General features: G+C 48.4%; 19 protein-coding genes. 11 read left to right on the forward strand and 8 right to left on the reverse strand.

Annotated elements, in window-relative coordinates:
• Window positions 1-6: 6 nt before the first annotated feature.
• Window positions 7-1,725, forward strand: coding sequence for a beta-N-acetylhexosaminidase (gene nagZ, locus MHB85_RS01855; RefSeq protein ID WP_192135644.1), 1,719 nt, complete (start codon window positions 7-9; stop codon window positions 1,723-1,725).
• Between the two features lie 167 nt (window positions 1,726-1,892).
• Here nagZ and MHB85_RS01860 read toward each other — a convergent pair whose 3' ends face one another.
• Window positions 1,893-3,326 carry a serine hydrolase gene (locus MHB85_RS01860; protein WP_192135642.1) on the reverse strand — a complete coding sequence of 478 codons (1,434 nt, stop codon included), beginning with the start codon at window positions 3,324-3,326 and terminating at the stop codon, window positions 1,893-1,895.
• 233 nt (window positions 3,327-3,559) lie between these two features.
• On the opposite strand from MHB85_RS01860, the gene MHB85_RS01865 reads away from it, so the two are divergent.
• Together MHB85_RS01865 and MHB85_RS01870 are read left to right on the forward strand one after the other, a co-directional pair.
• Window positions 3,560-5,533, forward strand: a complete 1,974-nt coding sequence (locus MHB85_RS01865) for a methyl-accepting chemotaxis protein (protein WP_179198655.1) — start codon at window positions 3,560-3,562, stop codon at window positions 5,531-5,533.
• A gap of 215 nt (window positions 5,534-5,748) precedes the next feature.
• Entirely contained in the window at window positions 5,749-6,945 is a 1,197-nt protein-coding gene (locus MHB85_RS01870; protein ID WP_091019967.1) for a DUF2087 domain-containing protein, read from the forward strand.
• Window positions 6,946-7,137: 192 nt separating this feature from the next.
• On the opposite strand, the gene MHB85_RS01875 is transcribed toward MHB85_RS01870, so the two are convergent.
• Entirely contained in the window at window positions 7,138-9,138 is a 2,001-nt protein-coding gene (locus MHB85_RS01875) for a methyl-accepting chemotaxis protein (RefSeq protein WP_091019969.1), read from the reverse strand.
• 446 nt (window positions 9,139-9,584) lie between these two features.
• On the opposite strand from MHB85_RS01875, the gene MHB85_RS01880 reads away from it, so the two are divergent.
• The 7 genes from MHB85_RS01880 to MHB85_RS01910 all read left to right on the forward strand — a co-directional run bounded on the left by MHB85_RS01880 (window position 9,585) and on the right by MHB85_RS01910 (window position 17,851).
• Window positions 9,585-10,289 (forward strand): AzlC family ABC transporter permease, encoded by a 705-nt coding sequence (locus MHB85_RS01880; protein ID WP_223199960.1) that lies wholly within the window; start codon window positions 9,585-9,587, stop codon window positions 10,287-10,289.
• A complete protein-coding gene (locus MHB85_RS01885; RefSeq protein ID WP_091019970.1) occupies window positions 10,280-10,609 on the forward strand; it encodes an AzlD domain-containing protein in 330 nt (109 codons plus the stop codon). Before MHB85_RS01880 ends, MHB85_RS01885 begins: the two co-directional genes overlap by 10 nt.
• 110 nt (window positions 10,610-10,719) lie before the next feature.
• Window positions 10,720-11,517, forward strand: coding sequence for an NAD-dependent epimerase/dehydratase family protein (locus MHB85_RS01890; RefSeq protein WP_091020030.1), 798 nt, complete (start codon window positions 10,720-10,722; stop codon window positions 11,515-11,517).
• 115 nt (window positions 11,518-11,632) lie between these two features.
• A complete protein-coding gene (locus MHB85_RS01895) occupies window positions 11,633-12,289 on the forward strand; it encodes an SGNH/GDSL hydrolase family protein (protein ID WP_091019972.1) in 657 nt (218 codons plus the stop codon).
• Window positions 12,290-12,576: 287 nt separating this feature from the next.
• Window positions 12,577-14,577 carry a heparinase II/III domain-containing protein gene (locus MHB85_RS01900; RefSeq protein WP_341072275.1) on the forward strand — a complete coding sequence of 667 codons (2,001 nt, stop codon included), beginning with the start codon at window positions 12,577-12,579 and terminating at the stop codon, window positions 14,575-14,577.
• A complete protein-coding gene (locus MHB85_RS01905) occupies window positions 14,570-16,534 on the forward strand; it encodes a glycosyl hydrolase (RefSeq protein ID WP_091019976.1) in 1,965 nt (654 codons plus the stop codon). Before MHB85_RS01900 ends, MHB85_RS01905 begins: the two co-directional genes overlap by 8 nt.
• A gap of 180 nt (window positions 16,535-16,714) precedes the next feature.
• Window positions 16,715-17,851, forward strand: coding sequence for a glycoside hydrolase family 88 protein (locus MHB85_RS01910; RefSeq protein WP_091019978.1), 1,137 nt, complete (start codon window positions 16,715-16,717; stop codon window positions 17,849-17,851).
• A 171-nt stretch (window positions 17,852-18,022) separates the two neighbouring features.
• Here the strand turns inward: MHB85_RS01910 and MHB85_RS01915 are convergent, their stop codons facing one another.
• Window positions 18,023-18,628, reverse strand: a complete 606-nt coding sequence (locus MHB85_RS01915; protein WP_091019980.1) for a methyltransferase domain-containing protein — start codon at window positions 18,626-18,628, stop codon at window positions 18,023-18,025.
• A 210-nt stretch (window positions 18,629-18,838) separates the two neighbouring features.
• On the opposite strand from MHB85_RS01915, the gene MHB85_RS01920 reads away from it, so the two are divergent.
• On the forward strand, window positions 18,839-21,211 hold the full coding sequence (locus tag MHB85_RS01920) for an Ig-like domain-containing protein (RefSeq protein ID WP_192135634.1): 2,373 nt from the start codon (window positions 18,839-18,841) through the stop codon (window positions 21,209-21,211).
• Window positions 21,212-21,371: 160 nt separating this feature from the next.
• Here the strand turns inward: MHB85_RS01920 and MHB85_RS01925 are convergent, their stop codons facing one another.
• From MHB85_RS01925 to MHB85_RS01945, 5 genes are all read right to left on the reverse strand, one after another.
• A complete protein-coding gene (locus MHB85_RS01925; RefSeq protein ID WP_017691072.1) occupies window positions 21,372-21,917 on the reverse strand; it encodes a chromate transporter in 546 nt (181 codons plus the stop codon).
• 2 nt (window positions 21,918-21,919) lie between these two features.
• Window positions 21,920-22,507 carry a chromate transporter gene (locus MHB85_RS01930; protein WP_074093159.1) on the reverse strand — a complete coding sequence of 196 codons (588 nt, stop codon included), beginning with the start codon at window positions 22,505-22,507 and terminating at the stop codon, window positions 21,920-21,922.
• Window positions 22,508-22,519: 12 nt separating this feature from the next.
• Window positions 22,520-23,014, reverse strand: a complete 495-nt coding sequence (locus MHB85_RS01935) for an Lrp/AsnC family transcriptional regulator (RefSeq protein ID WP_192135632.1) — start codon at window positions 23,012-23,014, stop codon at window positions 22,520-22,522.
• Between the two features lie 271 nt (window positions 23,015-23,285).
• On the reverse strand, window positions 23,286-24,401 hold the full coding sequence (locus tag MHB85_RS01940) for a PAS domain-containing sensor histidine kinase (protein ID WP_192135631.1): 1,116 nt from the start codon (window positions 24,399-24,401) through the stop codon (window positions 23,286-23,288).
• Window positions 24,394-25,044: a response regulator gene (locus MHB85_RS01945; RefSeq protein WP_017691068.1), complete on the reverse strand. Its 651-nt coding sequence runs from the start codon at window positions 25,042-25,044 to the stop codon at window positions 24,394-24,396. The genes MHB85_RS01940 and MHB85_RS01945 overlap by 8 nt, the downstream gene beginning before the upstream one ends.
• Window positions 25,045-25,136: the final 92 nt, after the last annotated feature.

Below are 25,136 nucleotides of genomic sequence, written 5' to 3' on the forward strand. Positions count from 1 at the left end.
CATGAAATGAGTGGGCAAAAAGAGTTATACCAGTTGAGGCTGAAACAGATGACTTTGCGTGAGAAAGTTGGGCAAATGCTGCTTTGTGGCTTTCATGGCACTGAAGCTGCTGGCGATGTGGAACCCTTTCTTCGAAAGTATCCAATCGGTGGCGTGATCTATTTTGCACGCAACGTTGAGTCGCCAGAGCAGGTAGAGCGGTTATCGTCAGGGTTACAACAGATTGCTAAAAGCAGCGGTAATGTGCCGCTCTGGATATCCATTGATCAGGAGGGCGGCATGGTTGCACGAATTACCGAAGGAATCGCCTTGATGCCTGGACCAATGGCTATTGCCGCTGCCGGTTCCATTGACGATGCGTATCAGGCGGCATATATCAGTGGGTTGGAGCTGAAATCCATGGGCATTAATATGAACTTTGCTCCGGTATTGGATGTGAACAATAACGCGGCGAATCCGGTCATCGGTGTACGATCATTCGGCGAATCCCCACAATCCGTTGCAGAATATGGGGCCAGAAGCATTGCGGGGATACAGGACGCCGGGATTGCAGCGACAGCCAAGCACTTCCCGGGGCATGGGGATACGGACACCGATTCTCATCTGGACCTGCCGATCATCACTCATAATCGTGATCGGGTAGAGCGCCTGGAGTTGATTCCCTTCCGAGCCGCCATCGCCGAAGGTGTCGATGCCATGATGTCGGCGCATATTTATTTCCCTGCACTGGAGCCAGAGCGTCTGCCCGTAACGCTATCGCACAGCGTATTAAGCGGTCTGCTTCGCCAGGAACTGGGTTATGAGGGCATGATCGTGACAGATTGCATGGAGATGGATGCCATTGCTGTGAACTATGGCACGGTCGATGCAGCTGTGATGGCGGTAGAGGCCGGAGCGGATCTGGTGTTAATTAGCCATACGGCTAAACTTCAGGCAGAGGCATTTGAAGCGTTGCTAGCAGCTGTGGCGAGCGGGCGGATTAGCGAAAGGCGTATTGACGAGTCGGTAACCCGCTTGCTGATGTACAAGGCGAAACGTGGTTTGTTGGAGAGTGGAACGGGCGGTGCAGGTGATGATGAAGTGAATAGTGTATTCTCAAATGCACCCTCCCTGAATTCATCAAAGGATCTTTCACATTCCAGCGGGTCTGAGCGCAACAGTTCATTACACCAAGAGGTTGCCCGCCGAATTAGCGAGAACAGTATCACTCTGGTACGCGATCAGCTGAATATGCTGCCTTTGAAGCCGGAACGCACACTGGTGATAACGGTTGCCACGTCCGTGACGACGATTGCAGATGAACAGCTGAGTCAGACGTTCACCTTGGGCTCAGCTTTATCCAAGTATGGTCTGGATGTTGTTGATCGGGTGGTTACGCCCGAGGAAGTTGCCATTCGTTCCGCACGTCTGCTTCAAGCTGCGGAAGAGGATGGCGTTCGACAGATTGTGGTAGGCACCTACAATGCGGGAAGCCCTTCGGGTGATCCACAGTGCCGACTAATCGGCTGGTTGCAGCAACTGGGCAAGCCATTGGCAGTTGTGACACTGCGAAGTCCCTATGATCTGCTCGCAATTCCGGATGCCCAAGTGTATGTAGCGGCTTACGAGAGCCGGCCACTTGCCATGGATAGCGTCGCTCAGGCGCTGATGGGATACATTCCTTTTGCGGGGAGACTTCCTGTAACATTAAAGCAGACAGATGATGAAAGAGCGGATGTCTCCTAGGCAGTGATAAGAATATGAGTACATCTGCCTTTTGCAGGATGGAGAAGAGATGAATTGTGGGTTGAGCGAAACGGAAATGTGAGTTGTTAAAATGAAACATATATAGAGCAAAGAGACGATCCTTTAAAGGATCGTCTCTTTGCTCTATATAAGCGATTAATTATGGATTATTGCAATTGCAGTGCTGCTGCTGTTTTGGTTTCAACTTCATCCAAAAGTGAAGTCATGTCCATACCCGCGTGGTTGCCAAGCAGGATAATGGTGATATCATCGGACAGATTACGTGAAAAGGCTGTAGCAAACCCGCCACCACTACCGTTGTGGAAGACGGTGCGGTTGGTTCCATTCTCTTTGAGAATCCACGCGTAGCCGTAGTTTTTATCGGAGTAAGGCTCATACATCTGTTCAATCGTATCCTGGCTTAGAATCTTGTCCGTATACAGCGCACGATCCCATCTCAGCATATCGTCCACCGTGGAATAGATGGTTCCTGATCCGGATTGGGAAACATAATAAGGGGCAGTTACCCATGCGTTATCTTGTTGAACAAAACCACTAATCGTGTGCACTTTACGGGAAGCCTCTCCCGAATTCTTCATGCCAAGTGGTTTCAATATCGTCTGTTGCACGTAGTCGGCATAACTCATGCCGGATACCTGTTCAACGACGTATGCAAGCAAAACATAACCGCTGTTGCTGTATAGATAGGCACTCCCCGGTTCAAACTTCAGCGTTTTTTGACGAATTTCTTCTACAGTCTCTTCCATAGAAGTTCCTTCACCCCGACCAAATGCGGATGGCAGACCTGAAGTCTGGGATAACAGCATATGCAGCGTGATCTGATCTCCCTTTGGTATACCAGAGATATACTTGGAGATTGGATCTTGCACATTAATCTTACCATCCTCCACCAGACTCAGAATGGACGCGGCCGTGAAGGATTTGCTCAGAGATGCGATCCGGGTCTTCTGATCCGGGCGATTCAGCGTCTGTTCATCGGCAAGTCCGTAGCCTTGTCTTAGCAGAACTTCACCATCGCGGGCAATCAGTGCCATACCTGGATAGTTGATCTCGCGCAGATACGTATCTACGCTGGCAACTTCACTGTTCAGCAGGCTGACTTGATCCGTGAACATATTCACACTCATCTGACCCGTAGCTGTACGTTGGACCTTGATATCTGCCTTAATTGCATTAGCCATGGCCCGGACAGGCACCATCAACGTACCATTAATGGTACGTGAATTCACACCTGTAGCGAGATTAACCTGGTTTACCTTAATGGAGTTGCTGCCAGCCTGATGGACCAGCTTGTCTCTGCCAACGGTAATGGTAGCTATCTTGGTGTGATTGTCCCATTTCAACGTGCCTTTAACGGATGTCACTACATCCCGCAATGGAACAAACGTTGAGCCTTTGATGATAAGTGGTGCGTTCTTCCAGGATTGTTGCTCACCATTCACTTCAATGTGAACTGCTTGCGTTGCCTGCGCTGCGGATGCCGTGATACCGACTTGTCCCAGAATCGGGCCTGCGCACAGGATGAACGCTAACAGGATACGAAACATGGATGAATATACCGTGGAAACAGGTTGTTGCATGTGTGACTTGCGTAAGATTTGAATCCTCCCCTTCCAATCGTTTCATGAATAGACAACTTATGAGCATTGTAAACGATCTCGCTTAGAGGGTCAAAACGATTAACGGATATATTTCATATCATGTGATCAAATCATTTAAATTAAATTTGTACCAATTTAGTATCTATACATAATATTTTTACAGCGATTGTCCGATAAAAGGATGGGTGAAGATTATGATGGGGGATAGTTATATGAAGAAAAGGATTCGAAATTGGTTTACTTTAACCGTAAAAAAACGCCTGATTGCTGCATTGCTCCTGTTCCTGATTGTACCGAGTATTACCGTTGGTTGGTTGTCTTATCAAAAAGCTGCTGACCAGGTTAAGCAGGAAATTATTCGTTCCGCACAGGCCAAAACAGAAATGCTTAGTCTGCAGATAAATCAAATGCTGGATATGGAGAAGGATAACGCAGCACAGATGGCTGCGGGTATGACTTCAAACGATATCATTAATAAATCCCCTGCACTTCAAAGGCAGATGGATCGGATGTCTCAGAGTCATAAGGAGCTGGGTGTACTAACCGCAGGTGCCGAAGATGGCAGCTGGATGAAATCCCCAGAATCCGAGGAACAGAATTATGATCCTCGAGAACGTTCATGGTATACGATGGGCATGTCTCAGGATGAGCCTGTAATTTCAGATACATTCCAATCGGCTTCGACGGGTGAATGGGTTGTGACCGCGGCGGTCAAGCTGGCTGATGGCAAAGGGGTATTCGGGGCCAATGTCAGTCTCAATCATCTGAAAGAATCCGTAGATCAGATACGTATCGGTAAAGCAGGAAAATTGTACATGCTGGATAACGGGGGTAAATTCCTGTTCCACTACAATATTGAATCCGGTACACAGTCGGATGAAAGCTACATTAATGAGATGTATACGAAGGAAAGTGGAACGGTGAAGTATACATATGATGGTCACGAAGTGGAAGCTGTGTATTTCACCAATCCGGTTACAGGCTGGAAAATTGTTGGCGAGATGGTTCCTTCGGAAGCAACTGAAGCCGTAATGCCTATTTTGATTCGTTCCATTACAATTGTGGCATCTGCATTGGTTATTGGGCTGATTCTGCTTGTTTTCATTATTCGCAGCATTCATCGGCCATTACTGCAATTAACACAGGCAGCATCGAAAGTAAGTGCCGGGGATCTCACCGTTCGGGTAGGTTTGCAGCGCCGGGATGAGTTCGGACTGCTTGGAGAAAGCTTCGACACGATGACGACTTCACTGCGTAATGTGCTTGGAGAGGTACATGATACGTCCAGCCAGCTGGCGGCATCTTCGGAAGAGCTGATGGCAAGTTCGGAGCAGACATCGAAAGCCACAGAACAGGTGGCTGAACTGATGCAGGATGCAGCTGCAGGAACGACTTTGCAGAACAATAGTCTTGCTGCTACAGGTCAACTCGTGGGCGAAATGTCCATTGGAGTCAAAGAGATCTCATCAAGTGCTGAAGACACCGCTCGTATCGCTCTGGATGCTTCCACCAAGTCGGAAGCGGGCATGGTGACAGTGGAAGAAGCGGTTACCCATATTCAGCAGGTGAATGACGAGAGCAAAGCCATGTCTGTGGTCATTGAGGATCTGCGCGCGAAAAATGAAGAGATTCTGGTGATTGTGGCCGAGATTACGGCTATTGCCAAGCAGACGAACATTCTCGCATTGAATGCATCCATTGAAGCTTCAAGAGCTGGTGAGCAAGGGCGTGGATTCGCGGTTGTAGCCAACGAAGTGAAGACACTGGCTCACAGTTCAGGCGCTTCAGCTGAGCGGATTAATGAGCTTATGCATGAGATGCAGGAGAAAACCAATGCGGTGCAATCCACTTTTGCCCGTACGGGAGAAGGTATGGTGAAGAGTTCGCAGATGATTACAGAGGCAGGCGAAGCATTTAATAACATTCGTACTGCGGTACAGTTGGTGGCTGCACAAGCTGGAGAAGTATCCGCGGCTTCCCGTCAGATTGATGGTGGCATGAGTCATGTCAACAAGGCAGTAAGTGATACCATGGTTCTGTCGGACAGAATTGCCTCTGGAACGGAAGACGGATCAGCGGCGGCTCAAGAGCAGTTGGCTACAATGGAAGAGGTTGCAGCTTCTTCGGCAGCATTGTCACGTATGGCTGAAGATCTGCAAAGCATGATTGAACGGTTTAAGTTGTAACAGGGATTGAAATGAGACTGCAGGGTTGCGACCCTGCGGTCTTTTTTCTGTTGAACAAGGGGCATCCGTTATGTTTTTAAACACAGCATTCTTTTCCGTCATGTTGACACATGATAAACAAAACTATATTATATCTATAAATAAACAAACAAAATTATAAAATATTTGATTATTATACGGTTGGAATCACCATACAATGATAAAAGGAGCTTTACATGAAATCATCGGAATCCTGGTTGCAAACCGCTTCATTGGAAGAGATCAAGCGTGGTTATATGGAGGAGGGTCCCGCCTATATATGTGTCTGTTGCGGATACAGGACGGAATCGGGGATTATCTACCCCGAAGAAGGAGTGCTCTATGAAGCAGCCCGTTATATGCGAGTGCATATTGAGAAGGTTCATGGGTCGGTATTTGAGTATTTACTGGAGTTGGATAAAAGCGTAACCGGATTGTCTGATGTCCAGCGGGGCTTGTTGTCACAATTCTATGAAGGCAAGAAGGATGCTGAAGTACAGAAGACCCTTGGCATCGGGAGTGCTTCCACGATTCGGAATCATCGGTTTGTATTGAAGGAGAAGGAACGTCAGGCCAAAATATTCCTGGCATTAATGGAACTCCTCAAAAGCAAGGATACCCAGAGTCCAGCCGAATGGGTGTCGCCGGTGACAAGGCACGAACATACGATCCATCCGAACTCATTTGATATTACAGAACAGGATCGTGAGAAGGTGCTAAACAAGTATTTTCCGGAAGGCACCAGCGGTCCACTGACGACGTTTCATATGCAACAAAAGCATAAATATATCGTGCTCACCGAAATTGCCAAACGATTCGAGACAGAGCGCCAATATTCCGAAAAACAGGTCAATGAGCTGCTGAAGGAAGTTAATGATGATTACGTGGAAATACGGAGGTATCTCATCGACTATGGTTTGCTGGAACGTGAGCCAGACGGCAGTCAGTATTGGCTGGGAAGCAGCACAGATCAACAGAGCGCCGAAGTTGGAAAACAGGAACGTAAAGAAAAGGGGGAGCAGGAGAAGATGAATCGTCGCAAAGAATTGCAGGAACAGGCCAAAGAAGTCAAAACGGAAGCGGGCGTCTACCAGATTCGAAATGAACGTAACGGCAAAGTTTATATCGACAGCACACTTAACCTGAAAACCATTAATGGACAACGGTTTATGTTACAGATGGGTAGCCATCTGAATCGAAGGTTGCAGGCTGAATGGAATGAATATGGAGAGAATGCGTTTGTGATCGAAGTGCTGGAGACATTGAAACAAGATGATAACCCGTATTACGATCCCAAAGATGCACTCGCCAAATGTCTGAATCGCTGGTTTGAACAGTTAGAGCCCTACGGAGATCAAGGGTACCACGGAGATAAAAAGCCATCTGCTGATTAAGCGGGAAATTTTCCTCTCTAAAATGCCTGACCTTTTATAACCCAAAAGCCCCTTTGCCAATATGATGGCAAAGGGGCTTTTGTATCATAGACTACTTGTTAAATAAGTTGAACCAGTCCTTTACACGATAACAGCGATTGGAAGGTTATTCTGTCATCGTAGTGTTAGTGTAAACAATCTTTAGTTCAACGATTACAGCTTGAATTGTTCCACCAGCTTCTGCAGCTTGTGGGCCAGATGGGCAAGGGAATCAGCAGAGGATGATATCTCCTGCATGGAAGCCACTTGCTCCTCCGTAGCAGCGGAGATGTTCTCCGTTCCATCGGCATTGGTTTCAGATATGGCGTGGATCTGATCAATGGATTGCACCACTTCGGCTGTACTTGCAGACATCTGTTGTGAGGCGGCTGCAATGTTCTCAAGCTGATGATTGACGACCCCAACAGCCTCACTAATCTGGGCAAAAGCTTCATCTGCAAACTGAACGGCACGAATGCCGTTGCTTACATCCTGTTGCCCGATCTGTACATTGTGATTGGCCAATGAAATCTCCTGTTGAATCGCTCCGACCATCTCTACAATCTTCTGGCCTGAAAGGCTGGATTGTTCTGCCAGCTTGCGGACTTCGCTGGCAACAACGGAGAAGCCACGTCCATGCTCACCTGCACGTGCTGCTTCAATAGAAGCATTGAGAGCAAGCAAATTGGTTTGTGCAGCGATATCTGTAATGACAGATACCATCTCACCAATGGATGTGGAATGCTGTCCAAGTCGTCCAGCAGTATCTGCCATACCTTGCACAAAGCGACTCACGGAACTCATCTCGGATACGGCCGTCTGCATGGTTGCATTCCCTTTATCCGCGAGCTCACTTGCTTGCATGGCAGCTTCGGATACTTGCTGTGTGCTGTTCGTTACCTGTCCTACACCTCCAGCAAGCTCATTCATCTGTAGTGCCGTATGTTTCAGGCTGCTGGTTTGTTTCTCAAGTCCAGCTGCGGATTCTTCCGTGATCAGGGCGACTTGCTCAGTTGCTTTGGTTGTCTCCGATGAGTTGACTGCCAATTGTGTGGATGAGGCGGTTAACTCGTCAGCCGTGTGTCGCACGTCCTGAATAACGGTTCGCAGGGATTCGCTCATCTTATTGAAGCTGGTGCTCAGCTTGCCGAATTCATCCTGTCCTAATACAGCAACCTCGATGGTCAGATTACCATTACTAATTTCGTCAGATGCCTTCACCAAGCGGTTCAGTGGTTTGGTGATGGATTGCACGATCCAGAAAATAATGACGGAGCTTACCGCAATTGCAATCGCTACAACAATAAGTGTGGTGTATAGAATCGGACGGACAGAAGCCGTCACTTCCCCACTGTCGATGACACCAACCACGGTCCAGCCCGTCGTTTCATTGGTGGAGAAAAAGGCGTGTTCCTGATTTCCATTTAGTGTATAGGTCAGACTTCCGTTTTTCTGTGCAAAAATGTCTTTATAGGGTGCCATGGTTCCTTCGGTCCCCGGTTTTTCGGTAGGATGTACAATGATTTTATTGGCATTATCAATAATATAGATATAACCCTTCTCGCCAATCTTCGTGGAGTTAACCGTCTTCGAGAGGGCTTCAAGCGACAGGCTGACAGAGACGACACCATGGCCATCCGCTGAGGTCTGAGCTACCGAAGCAACAACATTGCCGGTATTGCTTGATAAGTAGGGGGTGATTACGGTAGGGACATCTTTGTTCTCCGTAGCAGCCTGATACCACGGGCGTTCGCGCGGGTCATATCCTTCTTTGTTCACCGCAGTTACAGGGGAGTTAATATACACGCCCTGATCGGTACCGATGGAGGCAAGTTCCACGTCATCATGCGTTTCCTTATAAGCGTCGAGCAAGGTTCGGATGGTATCTGTTTCGTCACCCTGATTGGGTCCGACATTACCTGCGTCCAGCTGACTTGCCAGGAAATCAACATTTTTGCGTGTTGCACCAATGATCTGGTCAATGGTCTGGTTGAGCACAGTAACACTGCTGATCGCGTTCTCATACATTTTCTCTTCAACCTTGGCATCGGCTGTTTGGAAAGAGATAATGCCGAGACTAATGGTTGGAATGAGCAATACAATGGCAAATGACAAAATCAGTTTCTCTCTCATCTGCATTGTTCTTTTGACCCCTTGTTTACGATTTTTTTTCATACACATTCCCCCTCTGTGTAACCCATCCCATATCTAGTGGACAAGCTCATCTGGTAAAAGATATTTCATTCCAACCTTTCCAGAAGTTTCTGGTGCTATCGTATGACAAATTTCGCGTTTATTCAACATAATTTATGAGTTTCGCGAAAATATTTTTTGATTTTATAGGTATTTAGGATTACATCTGTTCTATAAAAAGGAATCTGTCTCTCCCTTAGTGCACATCTTGTGGTATATTTCTGAATTAATGTGAAATGAAATTTTGCAAATTGCGAAATCCACAAGGCATGTACCTGATCATGTTGAATACACAAAGAAGTTGTTTTCATGAAGAATGGACCTGAATGGATCTACATCCATATATATCGGTTGATGGAGACAAAAATTGGAGAGGGGTTGTACCGCAGTTGGACCAAAGTACACTACAGATATCTGGACAGGAGAACATGGAAGAGGTCCGGGATCAAGCTACATTCATGCAGGGGGTCAAAGATTGTATCCCAACCCTGCTTGGTTATTTGAGTATTGGCTTTGCGGCGGGTGTCATTGAAATGACCGCAGGTCTGAGTCTGGCGGAAACAGCTCTGCTCAGCTTGATTTTATATGCAGGATCGGCTCAGTTCATTGCAGCAGGCATGCTCGCATCGAATGGGTCAGCAGTAGCTATCATGTTCACCATATTTTTTGTGAATCTTCGTCATTTGCTGCTCAGCGCAGCTGTATCACCGTATTTTCGGCATCTGACCCCGCTTAAAAATATGTGGATCGGTTCATTGCTTACGGATGAGTCTTTCGGTGTGGCGATGACACGTGCGATTGGCAGGGAAAGGCTCAGTGAACGCTGGATGCACGGTCTGAATATTACCGCATATCTGAACTGGTTCGTGGCTAATATGGCGGGAGCGTACTTTGGACGCTGGATCACCAATCCGGAACGACTGGGCCTGGATTATGCCCTGCCAGCGATGTTTATCGGACTGGTTGTACTCCAGTTGGTGCATCGTAAAAACAAAAAAATACACATTAATGTGGCGATCATCGCTGTGGTCTGTGTAATCTTCGCCAGCATGGCTTCACTAGGCAGCATGAGTGTCATTGTGGCTGCGGTCATTGCGGCAACGATGGGAGTGTTCATGGAACGATGGAAGTAAGATGGGATGTATTCTGGATTATTATGGGGTCAGCGCTGTTAACATTTATTCCGCGTGTACTGCCACTGATGCTGTTCAGCAAGATACAGATTCCGGTGTGGTTGTTACGCTGGCTGGAGTATGTACCTGTAGCGGTCATGGCAGCACTGATTGGTCAGGAACTGTTCATGTCGGACAACCAGTTAGTGCCGATTACGCAAAATGCAGCTCTGTGGGCATCTCTGCCTACGATTGCAGTAGCGATTTGGACACGCAGTCTGCTGGGAACCGTATTGGTTGGTATTGTGGCTATGATGATACTGCGATATTGGATCGGATAATTGCCAGATTGTATTGTAAAACCCGGTAATTCCTTCGCCTGATCGGTTAATAATGTTCTATAAAGGACAGATAGCCTATCTGAGCGAAGGGAGCTGGATTCATGAGTGAACTGAAGCGCAAGCTGTTAATTACGGGAGCTGCAGGAGTCATTGGTCGCAGTCTGCTGGAGGGGCTGAGAGCCAAGGGTACGTATGACATCGTTGCGGCTGATCTGCGTGAAGACGAGGAAGCTGGCATTGTAGCCATGGATGTGACAGATGGGGAACGCCTGAAGGAACTGATGCAGGGGGTTCACGCCGTTCTGCACATTGCATGGGCCAAGGATGAGGAAGATTTTCTGGGCAAAGTTCTGCCGATCAACGTAACCGGAGCCTACCATGTGTATGAAGCAGCTCGGTTGAATGGTGTTCGGCGGGTGATCTTCGCAAGTTCCAACCATGCAACAGGCTTCTATCCTACTGGTGAAGATATTGAAGTGGATGACCCGTACCGACCGGACAGCTTCTATGGACTTAGCAAATGTTATATTGAACTGCTGGGACGTTATTACGTTGACAAATATGACCTGTCCTCATTTAACATTCGGATTGGAAACTTCTCAGGTGATACATACCCGCACTCGGAGCGCTCGGCTCATATTTGGATATCACCAAGGGACATGGTCCAGCTTGCTGAGTGCTGTATTGAAGCCGATCCAGATATGAAGTATCTGAATCTGTACGGGACTTCTGCGAATACAGATAATTACTATGATATTAGCTATCTGGCGCAGAAGATTGGATACCGCCCACAGGATGATGCAGCCGAATTGTGGGAAGAGGCAAAGCTTAGAGGCGTACCCGACAAACAGGATGAGACAGCCTATCAGGGCGGAGGCCATGTGGAGAAAGAACCAAAAGATTCATAAGATGGCGACACTCGGTGATGAAAACGCTATTTTCTATTGTGACCGAAAGGGATAAAATGGAGACTGAGGTGTTCAGTGTTTCCATTTTGCACAAGAGGAAGGAACGATTTCAATCATGAGTACAAGTCCATCCGTTATATTGTTTCAGGGAGACTCAATTACAGATGGGGGAAGATCACGCAATGACGATCCGAATCATTTTCTCGGACACGGATATGCGTATCTAATCTCTAGCAAACTGGGTATGGAACTGGCGGGCAAGCATAAGACCTTCTATAACAGAGGTATCAGCGGGGATCGGGCATCCGATCTGTACGCACGCTGGAATGAGGATACCATTAGTCTAAAACCGGACCTGATCAGCATCCTGATTGGTGTTAATGATGCCTGGCGCACGATGAATGGTGAACCTAGCGGGGTAACGGATCGTTTCGGACGGGCGTATCGCCATTTGCTCGAAGAAACTCGGGAAGTGATGCCGGATACGGGGCTGATTTTGATGGAGCCGTTTATTCTGAGAACCGGAGCAACCGCGGAGAAATGGGAAGCCTGGGAAGCGTATATCGGTCAATATCAGAAACTGGCTCAAGGTCTTGCTGAGGAATTTGGAGCTGTGTGGGTACCATTGCAGCAGACGTTTAATGACGCTCTGAAACAGGCGGATGCAGCCTACTGGTTATGGGATGGCGTACACCCAACCGCAGCAGGTCATGAGCTGATTGCACGCCAATGGTTGTCTGTTGTACAGAATTCTTCGCTTGCGATTGTGTAATAACAACAACGGACAGTTGCGATATGGGCAGCAGCACTATAGGTATATAGGATTAGTTGAGGACATAAGATAGTTAAGAATATGAGATAGCCATAAAAAGCCTGTGGACAGGCAGAATGCAACGGAGGACCTGACGAAGGTTCTTCGTTTTTTTGTGTTGGGAAGGAGAAGGACGTTACGTCGTGGAAAGGGTTCTAATGGATAATTCTTCAAAAGTGCTATTATATCCGGTAAAATGAAATCGATTACATTATAATGTGAGTATGACAATCCATTAACGAAGAGTGGTGAATCCAGTGGAAGATTCCATTCACGAAGTCGAAAATGAAAATATAATTCAACGTGGAAACGAGAGCAGAACATTGAGTTCCTTAAGTGCCGACAGACTCTTGGAGAAGTTATCCCGGCCTGATTTGGCTTCGTTATACACAGACTTGAAGGCTTACGCTGAACGTGCCTTGAAAGAACCCATGCCTTCCTTGTCGTTCCGTCTATATCGACAGTTCAGTGATATGGGTGAGCGAAAAGCCTATGAAGAGGCTTATTTCAATCGAAGAGGCAGGCTGGCTGCTGTGGCGATGCTCGCATTAGACACAGCTAGACCGGATGCACTGCAGGCGCTGGAAGAAATGTTGTGGGACGTGTGTGGTGAGTATACGTGGTGTTTGCCCGCGCATCTGGGTACGGGAGAGGTCAACCAGGTGAATGGGAACATCGATCTGTTCGCCGCAGAGACAGTACATATGCTGGCCGAGATGGTGACCATTCACGCCGAGCGGCTGGATCGCCTTGTCATAGAGCGAATCAGGTCTGAGGCAGAGCGACGAATCTTCATCCCGCTATACCGGGAGCAACGGAAGTTCCACTGGCAGACAGCGGATCACAACTGGTCGGCGGTCTGTGGTGGGTGCTGTGGCATGGCCGCATTGTTGCTGCTCGATGATGAGTCCACACTACAGGAATCGATCTCCCATACGGTCAGCTGTATGAACGCATTCTTGAGCGGATATGGCGAGGATGGCGGCTGTGCCGAAGGTATTGGATATTGGGTATATGGCTTCGGTTACTTCACCTATTATGCCGAATTGCTTCGCGAATATAGTGAGGGTGAACACAATCTACTAACGGGTTCCAAAATAACAGCCATTGCAGCCTTCCCGCTGCGAGTTCATCTGTCAGGCGGAACATTCGTAAATTATTCGGACAGTGCCGAGCAGGAAGAGATCCCTTCCGGATTACTCTCCCTACTCGCGTCACGGGTTGGGTTGCAGGTGGATCTGCCACTTCATATTCCACTCCTTACAGATGATCACTGTCATCGCTGGGCTCATCTGTTGCGGAACGTGATGTGGAGCGATCCGGCAGTATATGGTGATGAAGAAGCCTCTGGACAGGTTGAACGTGGATTTATTTTTCAAAATCTGGGCTGGATGGTTGCGAAGGGTGTGCTTCATTCTCCGGGTAAACAACGTTCCAGCGGCGCGCCCCTTCATGTGGCTATTTCCGTTAAAGGCGGGCATAACGATGAACCTCACAACCATAATGATCTGGGTCAGTTCATTATCCATTGCGGTGGTGAGAATATCCTGTGTGATCCGGGAGCAGGGTTGTATACCCAAGCGTATTTTGCGCGAGGCAGAGAGCGCCTGTTCCACATCTCGTCATCCGGTCATAACGTTCCGCTCATTGAAGGCCAGGAGCAAAGCTCGGGCCGGCAAGCGCAAGCCCATGTGTTAGAGGCAAAACTGGCAGCGGATGGCGGTGAGCTGAATACAACATTGGATCTGACATCCGCATACCCTGGAGCTGCTTCACTGGCTCGTTATACACGTCAATTCCATTGGGCATTGAATCCTGACGGCAGTAGAGATGGAGCGGAATTGCGTCTGATTGACCGTTTTCAATGGAAGAGCAGGAGGGAGTCTTCGGCAGAACGATTCTCTTCGGTGGATGATTCAGATGCAGGATGTTCGAGCGTAGTGGAGCGATGGATAAGTAGATTACAGCCTGAGGTGGTGAAGAGCGGTAATCTTCGCTGGCAAGGAGTACATGAAACGGTCCATATGGCGTATGATGCGAACCAGTGGCAAGTCCATACGGAGGCAATAGAAACAGTTGATCATGGCAATGTTCCCGTCACATTCTATCGGACGTCACTATCATGGACAGGTGTGATTGATGAGACGGATGTTCGGACAGAACGCCCTAATCCACTTGAAACGGTATGTGAGGTACGCTTCATCATTGAACCGAAAATGGAAGAAACCGAGGTGAGCATGCGTGAATAAATATACATCTGCGTCCACGTATCCATGGAAAGACGAACTCGAACATTACCATACATTGGCAGAACAAGCGGGCCCCGCTCCGACAGACGGCTGGAATCGGGAGCGCAAGTTGGCACTTGTTGAAAGTGTTGTTCGCGCTTACACAACATATCAGGACAGCCAGGGTGCAATTATCGACCCGTTCTCGGGTGTGGAGAGGTATTATTCTACACCGGCCTATGCGATGGCTGCAGCAGTTCTGGTTGACGCGGGACGTACAGATCTGCTGGATTCCGCAGCGGTAGCCCTGTCACAGAGCATTGATGCCGTGGTCAAAGGTAGCGCACCTGACAATCACCCTGATTTTTTTCCGGTGCTCATGATGAGAGCTTATATGTTGTTGAAGTCACATCTGCCTGAACAAGCACAGATCTGGGCTGAGGCACTCAAGACGATCAGTCCTGAACAAGACTATGTATTTACGATGAGCAAGATGAACAATCCCAATCGCATGATTAACTGGAATGCCATTATGATCTCTGGTGAATATCTGCGGTGGCATGAACAGCTGGCAAATGAGGGTACAGCGTGGATGGATCGTTATTTGGAAGCCTATCATCTGCCCCGGTTTACAGCCCTTGGGTTGTATCAGGATGGACCGCTGGACCGCCCGAATTGTCCATTTTCCTATGATATTGCCACCCGTTATCACCTTGGGGTGATGCTTGAGGCGGGTTACGAGGGAGCCACTGCCGATAGGTTACGTGAGCAGCTGCGCCATGGTGCCTTCAGCTCGTTACTGACGCTCTCGCCGCTAGGTGAGATTCCACCGCGTGGTCGCAGCTCCCAGCATCAGTGGAATGAAGCGGCGGCGGCTTATGTATGTTCTACACATGCAACGCAGGCTCTGGAGGCGGGTGATCCGGTGATGGCGGGTGCTTTTGCACGTGCAGCCAATCGGTGTTTTGCAGCTGTTGAGCGCTGGAAAATGGATGATGGACGCTTGAAAATTGTGCGCAATGAATACGCGCCAGAAGATCGGCACGGGTACGAGATCTATACCAACCACACCTGTTACAACCTGTGGACGGCAGCAGCGCTGGCTCACGCTTGTCTCAGTGATCCGGGAGACGATGTGAGCGAAGTGTACCTTCCTTCCGAGTTAGGCAGCAGGGTTTTGCAGACCGATGGGTGGTTTGAAACTGTCATTGCTTCCATACCTGGTCAGCAACTGGTATTACACACGGCGATGAATGATCCGTATACGATCCCTGGTTTGGTACGGATTCAGCAGACGGGGTTACCTGGTCTGATTGGTCCGTCCGCTGCCAGCCATGTGCAGGCAGGATTCACGGAATTTGCCGAAGGGGTGGTCCGCCCGCTCAGCTATTGTCCTGCATGGAAGACACCAGATGGGATATGGCACAGTCTTGCAGAGGGGATTCCATCCGGTGGTGCATATGATCGTGACGTTGGATTGGACCCTGCACAGGGAGGAGGTTCCATTGTGTACGAGAAGGTGGGCCAGGATACGCCGAATCAAGTAGAGGGACATCTGGCGGAAAGAGCGGCGGAAGAGGGAGTAAACACCTCCGAGAATTCTTTTGCTGTGACATGGGTTGGTCCCTTGCCCGGCGTGGAAACATTGCGCACTCATTATGTGCAGCAGGCAGACTTGCTGACCATAACGTATGAATTCGAAGGTGAGATCGCAGCGGCAGGTGCACTCATTCCGTTGATGTTCCATGATGGTCGTGAACAGGCGGTGATTACCCATACGGACCAAAGTGTGCGCACTACGTATCGGGGGGCATATGTAGAATCTACAGCGCTGGATCAGGAAGCCATTATTCATCTGGAGGATCAGGCCGTGGCTTCCCGTAATGGGTTGCTGAAAGAAGCGCGGATTGAAGTGAATGGAGCGCGTAGTCTGTCCTTTACGATCCGATTGGGTGAGGTTACACAGGAAGGTGTTTAGGTCGAGGATCATTAGACCTCGAAACATCTCGATGATAGTTAAACGTGTTATATGTGGGATGATTGGTGTTATTTAACTGATCGATATTGCAGTGACGGCAGAAGACATTATAGATAAGTTGAGGTCGAACTGGAGCATCACGCAAAGATGTCCGGTATTGAATCGGGGAGGGATATGTTTATGAACACATCAACGTCGGTAAAATGGCTCGAGGAAGCGTGGCAACAGGGAGCTGCCAAAACGATTCGGAATGTAAAGCGGATCAAGGATACATTTCCGCACATTGCTCCGCAAGGGACGTATGACCAGAATGATCCGGAATGGTGGACAGCAGGTTTCTGGCCTGGCCTGTTATGGTTGGTCTATGGGGATGCACCGGAAAGTGAAGCGGTCGCTCCGCTGCATCGCATTGCCGAAAGTTGTGAGCGGCAACTGGAGGGGTGTCTGCGTGATCCTGAATCGGTGGATCACGATCTGGGGTTCATCTGGCTGCTTAGTGGCGTAGCCAACTACCGCCAGACGGGCAGCATGGATGGACGGCGACGTGGCATGCTTGCCGCCAATCTGCTCGCTGCCCGGTTCCACGTGCGCGGTGAGTTCATCCGCGCCTGGAACTTCAGCTCGTCAGCAATGGATACGCGCGGCGTAGCCATCATTGACAGCATGATGAACCTTCCGCTGCTCTACTGGGCATCCGAGCAGAGCGGCGACCCTCGCTTCCGCTGGCTGGCGGAAGCTCATGCGGACACCGTGGCGCGCGAATTCATCCGCGCTGACGGGTCCATCTGCCACGTGGTGGAGTTCGATCCACACACGGGGCAGAAGCTGCGAGAGCATGGCGGACAGGGCCATGCTCCAGGTTCCGCCTGGGCGCGGGGCACCGCCTGGGCGTTGCACGGGTTTGCGCTGTCTTTCCGGTATACGGGCGAAGCCCGATATCTGGAGACAGCGGAGCGTGCGGCCGATTTCTTCCTCGCCATGCTTGGCGAAGAGATCGTGCCGATGTGGGATTTCCGCGCACCTGCGGAGCATCAGGTGGCGTGGGACTCGTCCGCTGCGGCGATTGCCGCGAGCGGGTTGCTTGAGCTGGCGAAGCTGTCGCCACGCGGGGAAACCTATGCCGTCGCGGGAGAGCGCATCGTCCGCGGGTTGCATGAGCACTATAGCTCCGGCGACTCGGCAGCGGAAGAAGGTCTGATCATGCAGGGGACGGTACATTACCCGGAAGGACGAGGGTTGAATGTGCCGATTATATACGGCGATTATTTCTATATGGAAGCGCTGGCGAAGCTGCGTGGACATGCGGGGTTATTTTAAAGAGGAAATAAGAACGATACAAACGATCATCACCTGTCCGCCTGAGGCTGTATCCAATAGGAGGAACGATATTCCCTCTATTGGAGGCGGCGTATACTTAAGCTTGATCTAGGAATAGACCAATCATATCAGCGGACAGGCTTATGATAACTTTATGAAAAGAATCACTTTTCACTTCGAAGGCGTACGTCTCAGGATGACAAAGTCGGCAGAAGATTGATCTGGATAGCGCTGCGGAATAATCTCATGAACTTTGAAATCAGGGTAGTCGAAGAGATATTCGAACAGATTACGGTCCTGGATTGTATCAATCCCCGGGTTGCCGTTTTCTTTCAAACGGGTGTAAAGCACCACCCATGCTGTTGAGGAGTGCAGAATATCATAGAGGGTATTACGAAAATCCGTTTCATCCGTGATGTGATATAACACATCCAGACAGACCGTCAGATCGGCTTGCAGGAAACCTCGGTTAATCCATAGTCCTGGTGTATACAGCATGAAACTCTTGGAAGAATCCTTGGCAAATTGGGAAGCACAACGCTTTACTGAAGAAGCCGCTACATCCACGCCCAGGTAGTCCTCATAATTCATGTATTGCAACTGGTTGCCATCCCCACATCCAAACTCAATGACACGATGAATCCCTTCACGTTGAATCAGTCCATTCACGACCTCGGCCTTGAATTCAGCCAAAACCCCGTATGAACCCCTCCCGGAAGTTTCACCCGAACGATATGTTTCCTCCCAATACCCGATGTAATCAAAAGGCTGACGCATTATGTTTCCTCCAATCCTGTTAAAAGAAGTTCAAGACAGTCAATATACATAGGTATGCGCAATATTCGCAGGTATGATCGGTTGAAACAGGAATAGAAGATAAATTAATTTCCATAGAATCCCTGAAAATTTCCTGAAAGTCTAAACATCTGGAAAGGACTTGCCGACATAAAACATAAGGAAAAAAATGATGATAATCGGGGGGAAATGATGTTAAAGCCAAGATTGACCAAGTACATGGTGATGATGCTGGTGTTGATGCTGAGTATTTCCAACGTAGGCTTGGCCGCTGCGGCAGACAAAGAACTGTCCAAAATTGTGGTTTCCAAGAATGAGATGTCGCTCGAAGTTGGTGATTCTGGGTCTGTTACGGTGACAGGGGTATATTCAGATAATACCTCGGCTAATGTAACGATTAGTACAACCTGGAGTAGCGAAGACACTTCGATAGCAACTGTATATAATGGTGCAATCACGGCCAAAAAGGAAGGTAAAGCGACGATTACCGCAGCTTACCAGGGTCAGAGTCAGACCGTTCAAGTGAAAGTGACAAAGAAGGTCAAAGCCCTTTCGAAAAACGTGCAAAGTCTGGATTTGCGCACGGGAGATACAAAAGAAATTATTTTGACAGCAACCTATAGTGACAATGAAACAAATAATGCAGCAGCAAGTACGGCAGAATGGTCTACCAGTGATGAGAAGGTTGCTACCGTTGTGAATGGTAAAGTAACTGGACAAAGCGCGGGTACGGCAGTTATTACTGCGAAAGTTGGCAGCCAGAGCGTGACTGTGGATGTTAACGTTGAAGTGGTTAAACGTGTAGATGTAGATAAACAACAGGTTAACCTGTTGTTGAACAAAAGTGAAAGTGTGAAAGTGACAGCTACGTATCCAGATGGCACAACCAAAGATGTAACCGATCTGGCGGAATGGACGTCCAGCAATGAGAAGGTCGCAGACGTTCTTAAAGGTGAAATTACAGGATACTCGGCAGGTTCTGCCAAGATTACAGCCAAATACGGTACAAAATCCGTATCCGTTGACGTGGATGTGGATCTGACCAGCAAGCTGAGTGTGGAGAAACAAAGTATTTTCTTCCGTTTGAGCGAGACAACCAAAACGGCTAATGTCGTTGTAACGGCTTCGTATCCAAACAGCAGCGATGTGAATGTAACGGATCAGGCAACATGGACATCCAGCAACGAGAAGGTTGCAACGGTGTTCAAGGGACAGATCACAGCGATTAGTGCAGGTTCAACAACGATCAAAGCAACCTATAGTGGAAAAACTGTAGAAATTGCTGTAGATGTAGATACGGCAAGATATCTGGATATCAAAGATGTAAATGACAAACTCGCCATGAGTGTTACAGGTGATAACAAGTCCAAGACATTGGTAGCCAATGCCGAATATATTGATGCCAGTACAGAAAATGTAACTTCCAAAGCAACATGGACTTCAAGCAATCCAGATGTTGTATATGTATCAAACGGTGATCTGATTGCATACAAATCCGGTACGGCTACGATCACTGTAGCTTATGGCGGTAAAACGGTTAAATTCACAGTGAATGTAGACGTAGCAGACAAGTATGAGATGGACAAGAAAAAAGCATCGGTAGCCGTTGGTGGAACGACTTCTGCCAAAGTACTGGCGTTGTATGGTGAAACATCCAAAGATGTATCTGAAGATGCAACTTGGAGCAGCAGCAGCGACAAAATCGCTGAGGTAGATAGCAAAGGGGTTATCACAGGTGTTGCTACAGGTAAAGTAACCATTACCGCGAAGATTGAAGGCAAAACACTGACTCTGCCTGTTGAAGTAGGTATGGCTAGTGGACTGGAAGCAGATGTGAACTTCGTTGTTCTGTCTGCCAAAGAAACTCAGACGATCCTTCTAACAGGTACGGATGAGGACGGCAACACGTTGGATGTAACATCCGAAGCAACCTGGAAATCCAGCAACTCACGTGTAGCGGATGTGAAAAAAGGCGTGATCACAGGTAACAGCAGTGGTAAAGCCAACATCACAGCAGAATATGGTTCCAAAAAAGTGACGATCCAAGTTGAAGTGGATGTCATCTCACGTATTGAAGCTTCCGAGCCGGTCCTTTCCCTGAAATCAGGCGATACAGCTGATCTGACGGTAACTGCCTTCTTGAGCGACGGTAGCGAGCGTGATGTTACGGACAAAGCTGAATGGAAAACGAACAGCTACAAAGTAGCTCAAGTGACCAAAGGTAAAGTCAAAGCTACAGGTTCAGGTAAAGCCAAAATCACAGCCAAATACGGTAGCAAGTCTGTAACGATTGCTCTAGATGTGGATACACTGAAATATTTGCAGACGGATAAAGTGACGTTGACCATGAAACCTGGTGAAAAGGTAACTGTGGCGGCTACTGCAACGTATGCTGATGGCAGTGAAGCTAATGTATCCAAACCGGCTCTCTGGAAATCTTCCCGTATTGCAACAGCATCGGTGAAAGATGGAATCATTCAGGCGAACGGCAAAGGTAAAGCAACAATTACGGTGACATTTGCAGGTGTGAAAACCAAAGTAACGGTAGTGGTTGAAGCGAAGTAATTGCTTTTCTTAATGTGAGCGTGAAACGCGCAAATAAAAAACGGTGATGCCAGCTAATAGCTGGTATCACCGTTTTTTGGTCTATAAACTAGAGCATGTCTTCAAGCGCTAACGAATCTGAAACGTCATATTCAGGGATCGTTCCCTGTAGGTTCTATAACTACATCGTGTGAGACAGTACCAGCGCACCATAGGCAAAAGCGATCACGATCAGAATGGCTGGGTGCAGCTTGGTCTTGGTCATGACCCAGAGCGAGATGCCTGCAATGATTAACGTCTGCCAGATGCCGATGGAATCAGTGGATAGCTGCCCGAATTCCCATGTAAGCAGAATCATAAGTACAGCGATAACAGGCTGCACGAGTAGGGTCATGCCTTTGACTTTCGGTGATGTGCGATGTTTGTTCAATAGACGAAGTAATATAATTAGTGCGGTTGCGGAAGGGACGATTGTGGCAAAACTTGCGATAAATGCCCCGAACCAGCCTGCCACGTGATACCCGACAAATGCAGCAATTTTGGTTGCAATCGGCCCGGGAAGGGCGTTACCAATCGCCAATACATCCCCGAATTGCTCTGTGGTCATCCATTGGTAATGGTTCACAATCTCTTCCTGCATGAGCGGAATCGAAGCCGGACCGCCCCCATATCCCAAGATGTTTGCTACGAAAAATCCCCAAAATAATTCCCACCAGGTCTGGAGCATCCTTAGGACACCCCCTTATCGGACTTGCCTTTGGACTTGAAGCGCTGGACTAGCTCCAGATGGAAGACACCATATCCAAGGAAAACCGCGATCACAATCCCCGGATGGATATCCAGCAGCTGTAATAGTACAAAGGCAATTACGCCGAATAGGGCGGCAAAAACTTTACCGAGTCCCTTCCAGGCTTTCATGGCAAATTCATAAGCCATCATGCCCAGCATGACAAAAATGACGGGCCTTACGGCCGCTACCATGCCTGCTACCACTTTCGACTCGCGTAGCGCGTACATGGAACCGAGCAGAGCAATGATGGCAATACTTGTCGGTAAAATGTGAGCGAGCACAGACACAATGGCGCCCAGAACACCTTTGGTTTTATAACCGAGATATGCGGCCATCTTGGTCGCGATGGGACCCGGCAGGGCGTTGGCGATAGCCAAAATCTCGCCGAACTCCTCATCACTGACCCATTTGTAACGCGTAACGGCTTCGTAACGGATTAACGGAATAACCGAAGGGCCACCGCCATATCCGAGAATTCCGGTCCGTACCATTCCGATGACGAGACCGTTGTAATCTTTCCAACCCATGCTGATTTCCTCCTAGAGTCTCATGCCCATCCGGCTTTTATAACGTTTCAACAATAGCTGTGATTCCACTTTGACGATACCCGGCATCTTATAGAGCTTCTCCAGCAAGAACTGCTCCATCTCTTCCATATCCGCAAAAATACCGTGCATGTGCAGGGTACTCGGGCCTGTCATATGATAAAGGCTGGTGACGGCTGGCTCTTCATCCAGTTTCTCAGCGACTTCATCCAGGAAGGGCGGTTCGACATCGACATTGAAAAAGGCCGAGACCTGAAGCCCAACCTTGCCAGGGTTGATTACAACGGTGAAGCGTTCGATGATTCCTTTTTCGGATAACGCATTAATGCGTGCCTGAACGGCTACACGCGACAACCCGATCTGTGTGCCCAGATCCGTATAGGATATCCGGCTGTTTTTGTGAAGTACGGCAATAATTTTACGATCCATCTCGTCCAGATTGTACATTTGCGGAATTTCTCCCCCTTTGGAGGAGCGTTTCTCTGACATGTTGACCATCCTTTTCTTTCGCTATATGAAATGAACAATGAAATTTTACTGAATATACAATGTGTATGTGGCATTCATAGTTTAATGACGAATCGTAACTGGAGTCAATCTATTTATCATGATTATTGAATTTAACCGATTTTGAGCCTTCATTTTGTCATTTCGACCAATCGGAAAATAAAAAGACCACTCGCACAGTCCAATAGCGAGCAGCCGTTAAATAATAGATAAGCTGAAGTGAAGCGCAAAGTGTGATACGAAGCATGTCCGCTTATGCTTGGGCTGTCTTGGGCAATAAAAGGGTAACGGTGGTCCCTTCGCCAGGCTCGGAAGATACTCTTAACGTTCCTCCTGCACCACGGGCACGCTCTTCCATACTGAACAATCCAACGCCATTCCCAGCAGTTGCTTCGCTGAATCCGGCACCCTGGTCTTCAATAATAACCATCGTCATGTTCTCAGCGTCTTCTATAGTAACACGTGCCTCGGCAACATCGGCATACTTCGCGACATTGGTTAAGGCTTCCTGAATAATCCGGTAGATGGCTATCTCCCGGTTCATCTCCAGTCGTTTGTGCAAATTACATTCCAGATCAACTTCGATACCGTAGTGACGGGTGTAATTCTCGATATACGTACGAATCGCCGGAACAACACCCAGGTCATCCAGAACGGATGGTCTCAGTTCCCATGCCATACCGCGTACATCTTCCATAATACCCGTGACCTGCTTACGAAGGGCTTCAACTCCGGGGTGAGGCTGGTCTGCCAGCAGTCGGTCCATCTGAATCACCAGAGAGAAGAGACTCTGTCCAATCCCGTCATGCAGTTCACGCGAGATCCGGCGACGTTCCTCTTCCTGAATGTTCATCACTTGGGACATCATCTTTTGCAATTCGGCTTCGACGGATTTTAACTTGGTGACTTCACTACGTACAGCCAGGTATTGATATGGCTCGCCGTCGTTATCAAGGAAAGGCACGATGGTGGTGTTGACCCAATAATGACTGCCATCTCTGGCACGATTGAGAATTTCTCCGTTCCATACCTTACCTGAGGATATCGTGTCCCACAGGTTTTTCATAAAGGTTTTGCCATGGTATCCGGAATTAATGATTCGATGATCCTTACCGATCAGTTCCTCGCGCTCATACTGCGAGATTTCACAGAATTTATCATTCACATACTGGATTTTACCCTTGCGGTCTGTCAGGGCTACAATGGAGGATTCATCCAAGGCAAATTTCAGGTCACTCAGTTGATGCAGGGAACCCTTCAACCTGCTGCGAAATTCATTATCCGTAATGTGATTATCGATTTCGTTCAGCAGAAGGCGTACGGGCTGGTCTGCGAGTCCACTTAGTCTGTTCTTGCGTGCACTACTCAAAGTTCAGCAACCCCTTTTTCATGGCGAATTTCACCAGTTCCGGTCGTGTGCGCAGGCCAAGCTTCTCCATCAGATTGCTTTTGTGGGATTCGACCGTTTTGACACTGATGATCAGATGTTCGGCGATTTCCTTGTTGGCGTAACCTTTGGCAATCCAGGACAAAATCTCTTTCTCCCGCTCGGATAACGTGTCATACGGTCCAGCGTTTTCCTGTTTGGCTTTGTCCAGATATTCACTCATCAGCCGCTTGGTCGCACTGGGGTACAGATAGGCGCTACCCTCTGCTACGGAACGAATTGCGGCAAGCAATTCTTCATGCGGCGCACTTTTGAGTATATATCCGGATGCTCCCGCGTGGATGGCGCGGAACAGATATTCTTCATCGTCATGCATGGTCAGTATCAGAATGGAGACATCTGGCATCAATTTCTTCAATTCAGCGGTAGCGGTCAGACCGTCTTTGCCTGGCGGCATGCTAAAATCCATCAAGACCACATCCGGTTTTAACTCTTGAGCTTTGGCAATGGCTTCATCACCATCTGCGGCATCCCCAACGATATGTATATCATTCTTTCCTTCAAGTAAAGCGATCAGCCCGGAACGCACGACAACATGGTCGTCTACAACTAATAGTTGAATCACATGATTTCCCCCTGTCCGCTTCCTTAGTTCTTTCTATATCATAACAAAAAAAGAAGCCATTCAGAGCTTTAATCTCCGAATAGCTTCTCTCA

The organism is Paenibacillus sp. FSL K6-4396 (genome assembly GCF_038002525.1).
In the GTDB taxonomy this organism is placed as follows: Bacteria; Bacillota; Bacilli; order Paenibacillales; family Paenibacillaceae; genus Paenibacillus; species Paenibacillus amylolyticus_B.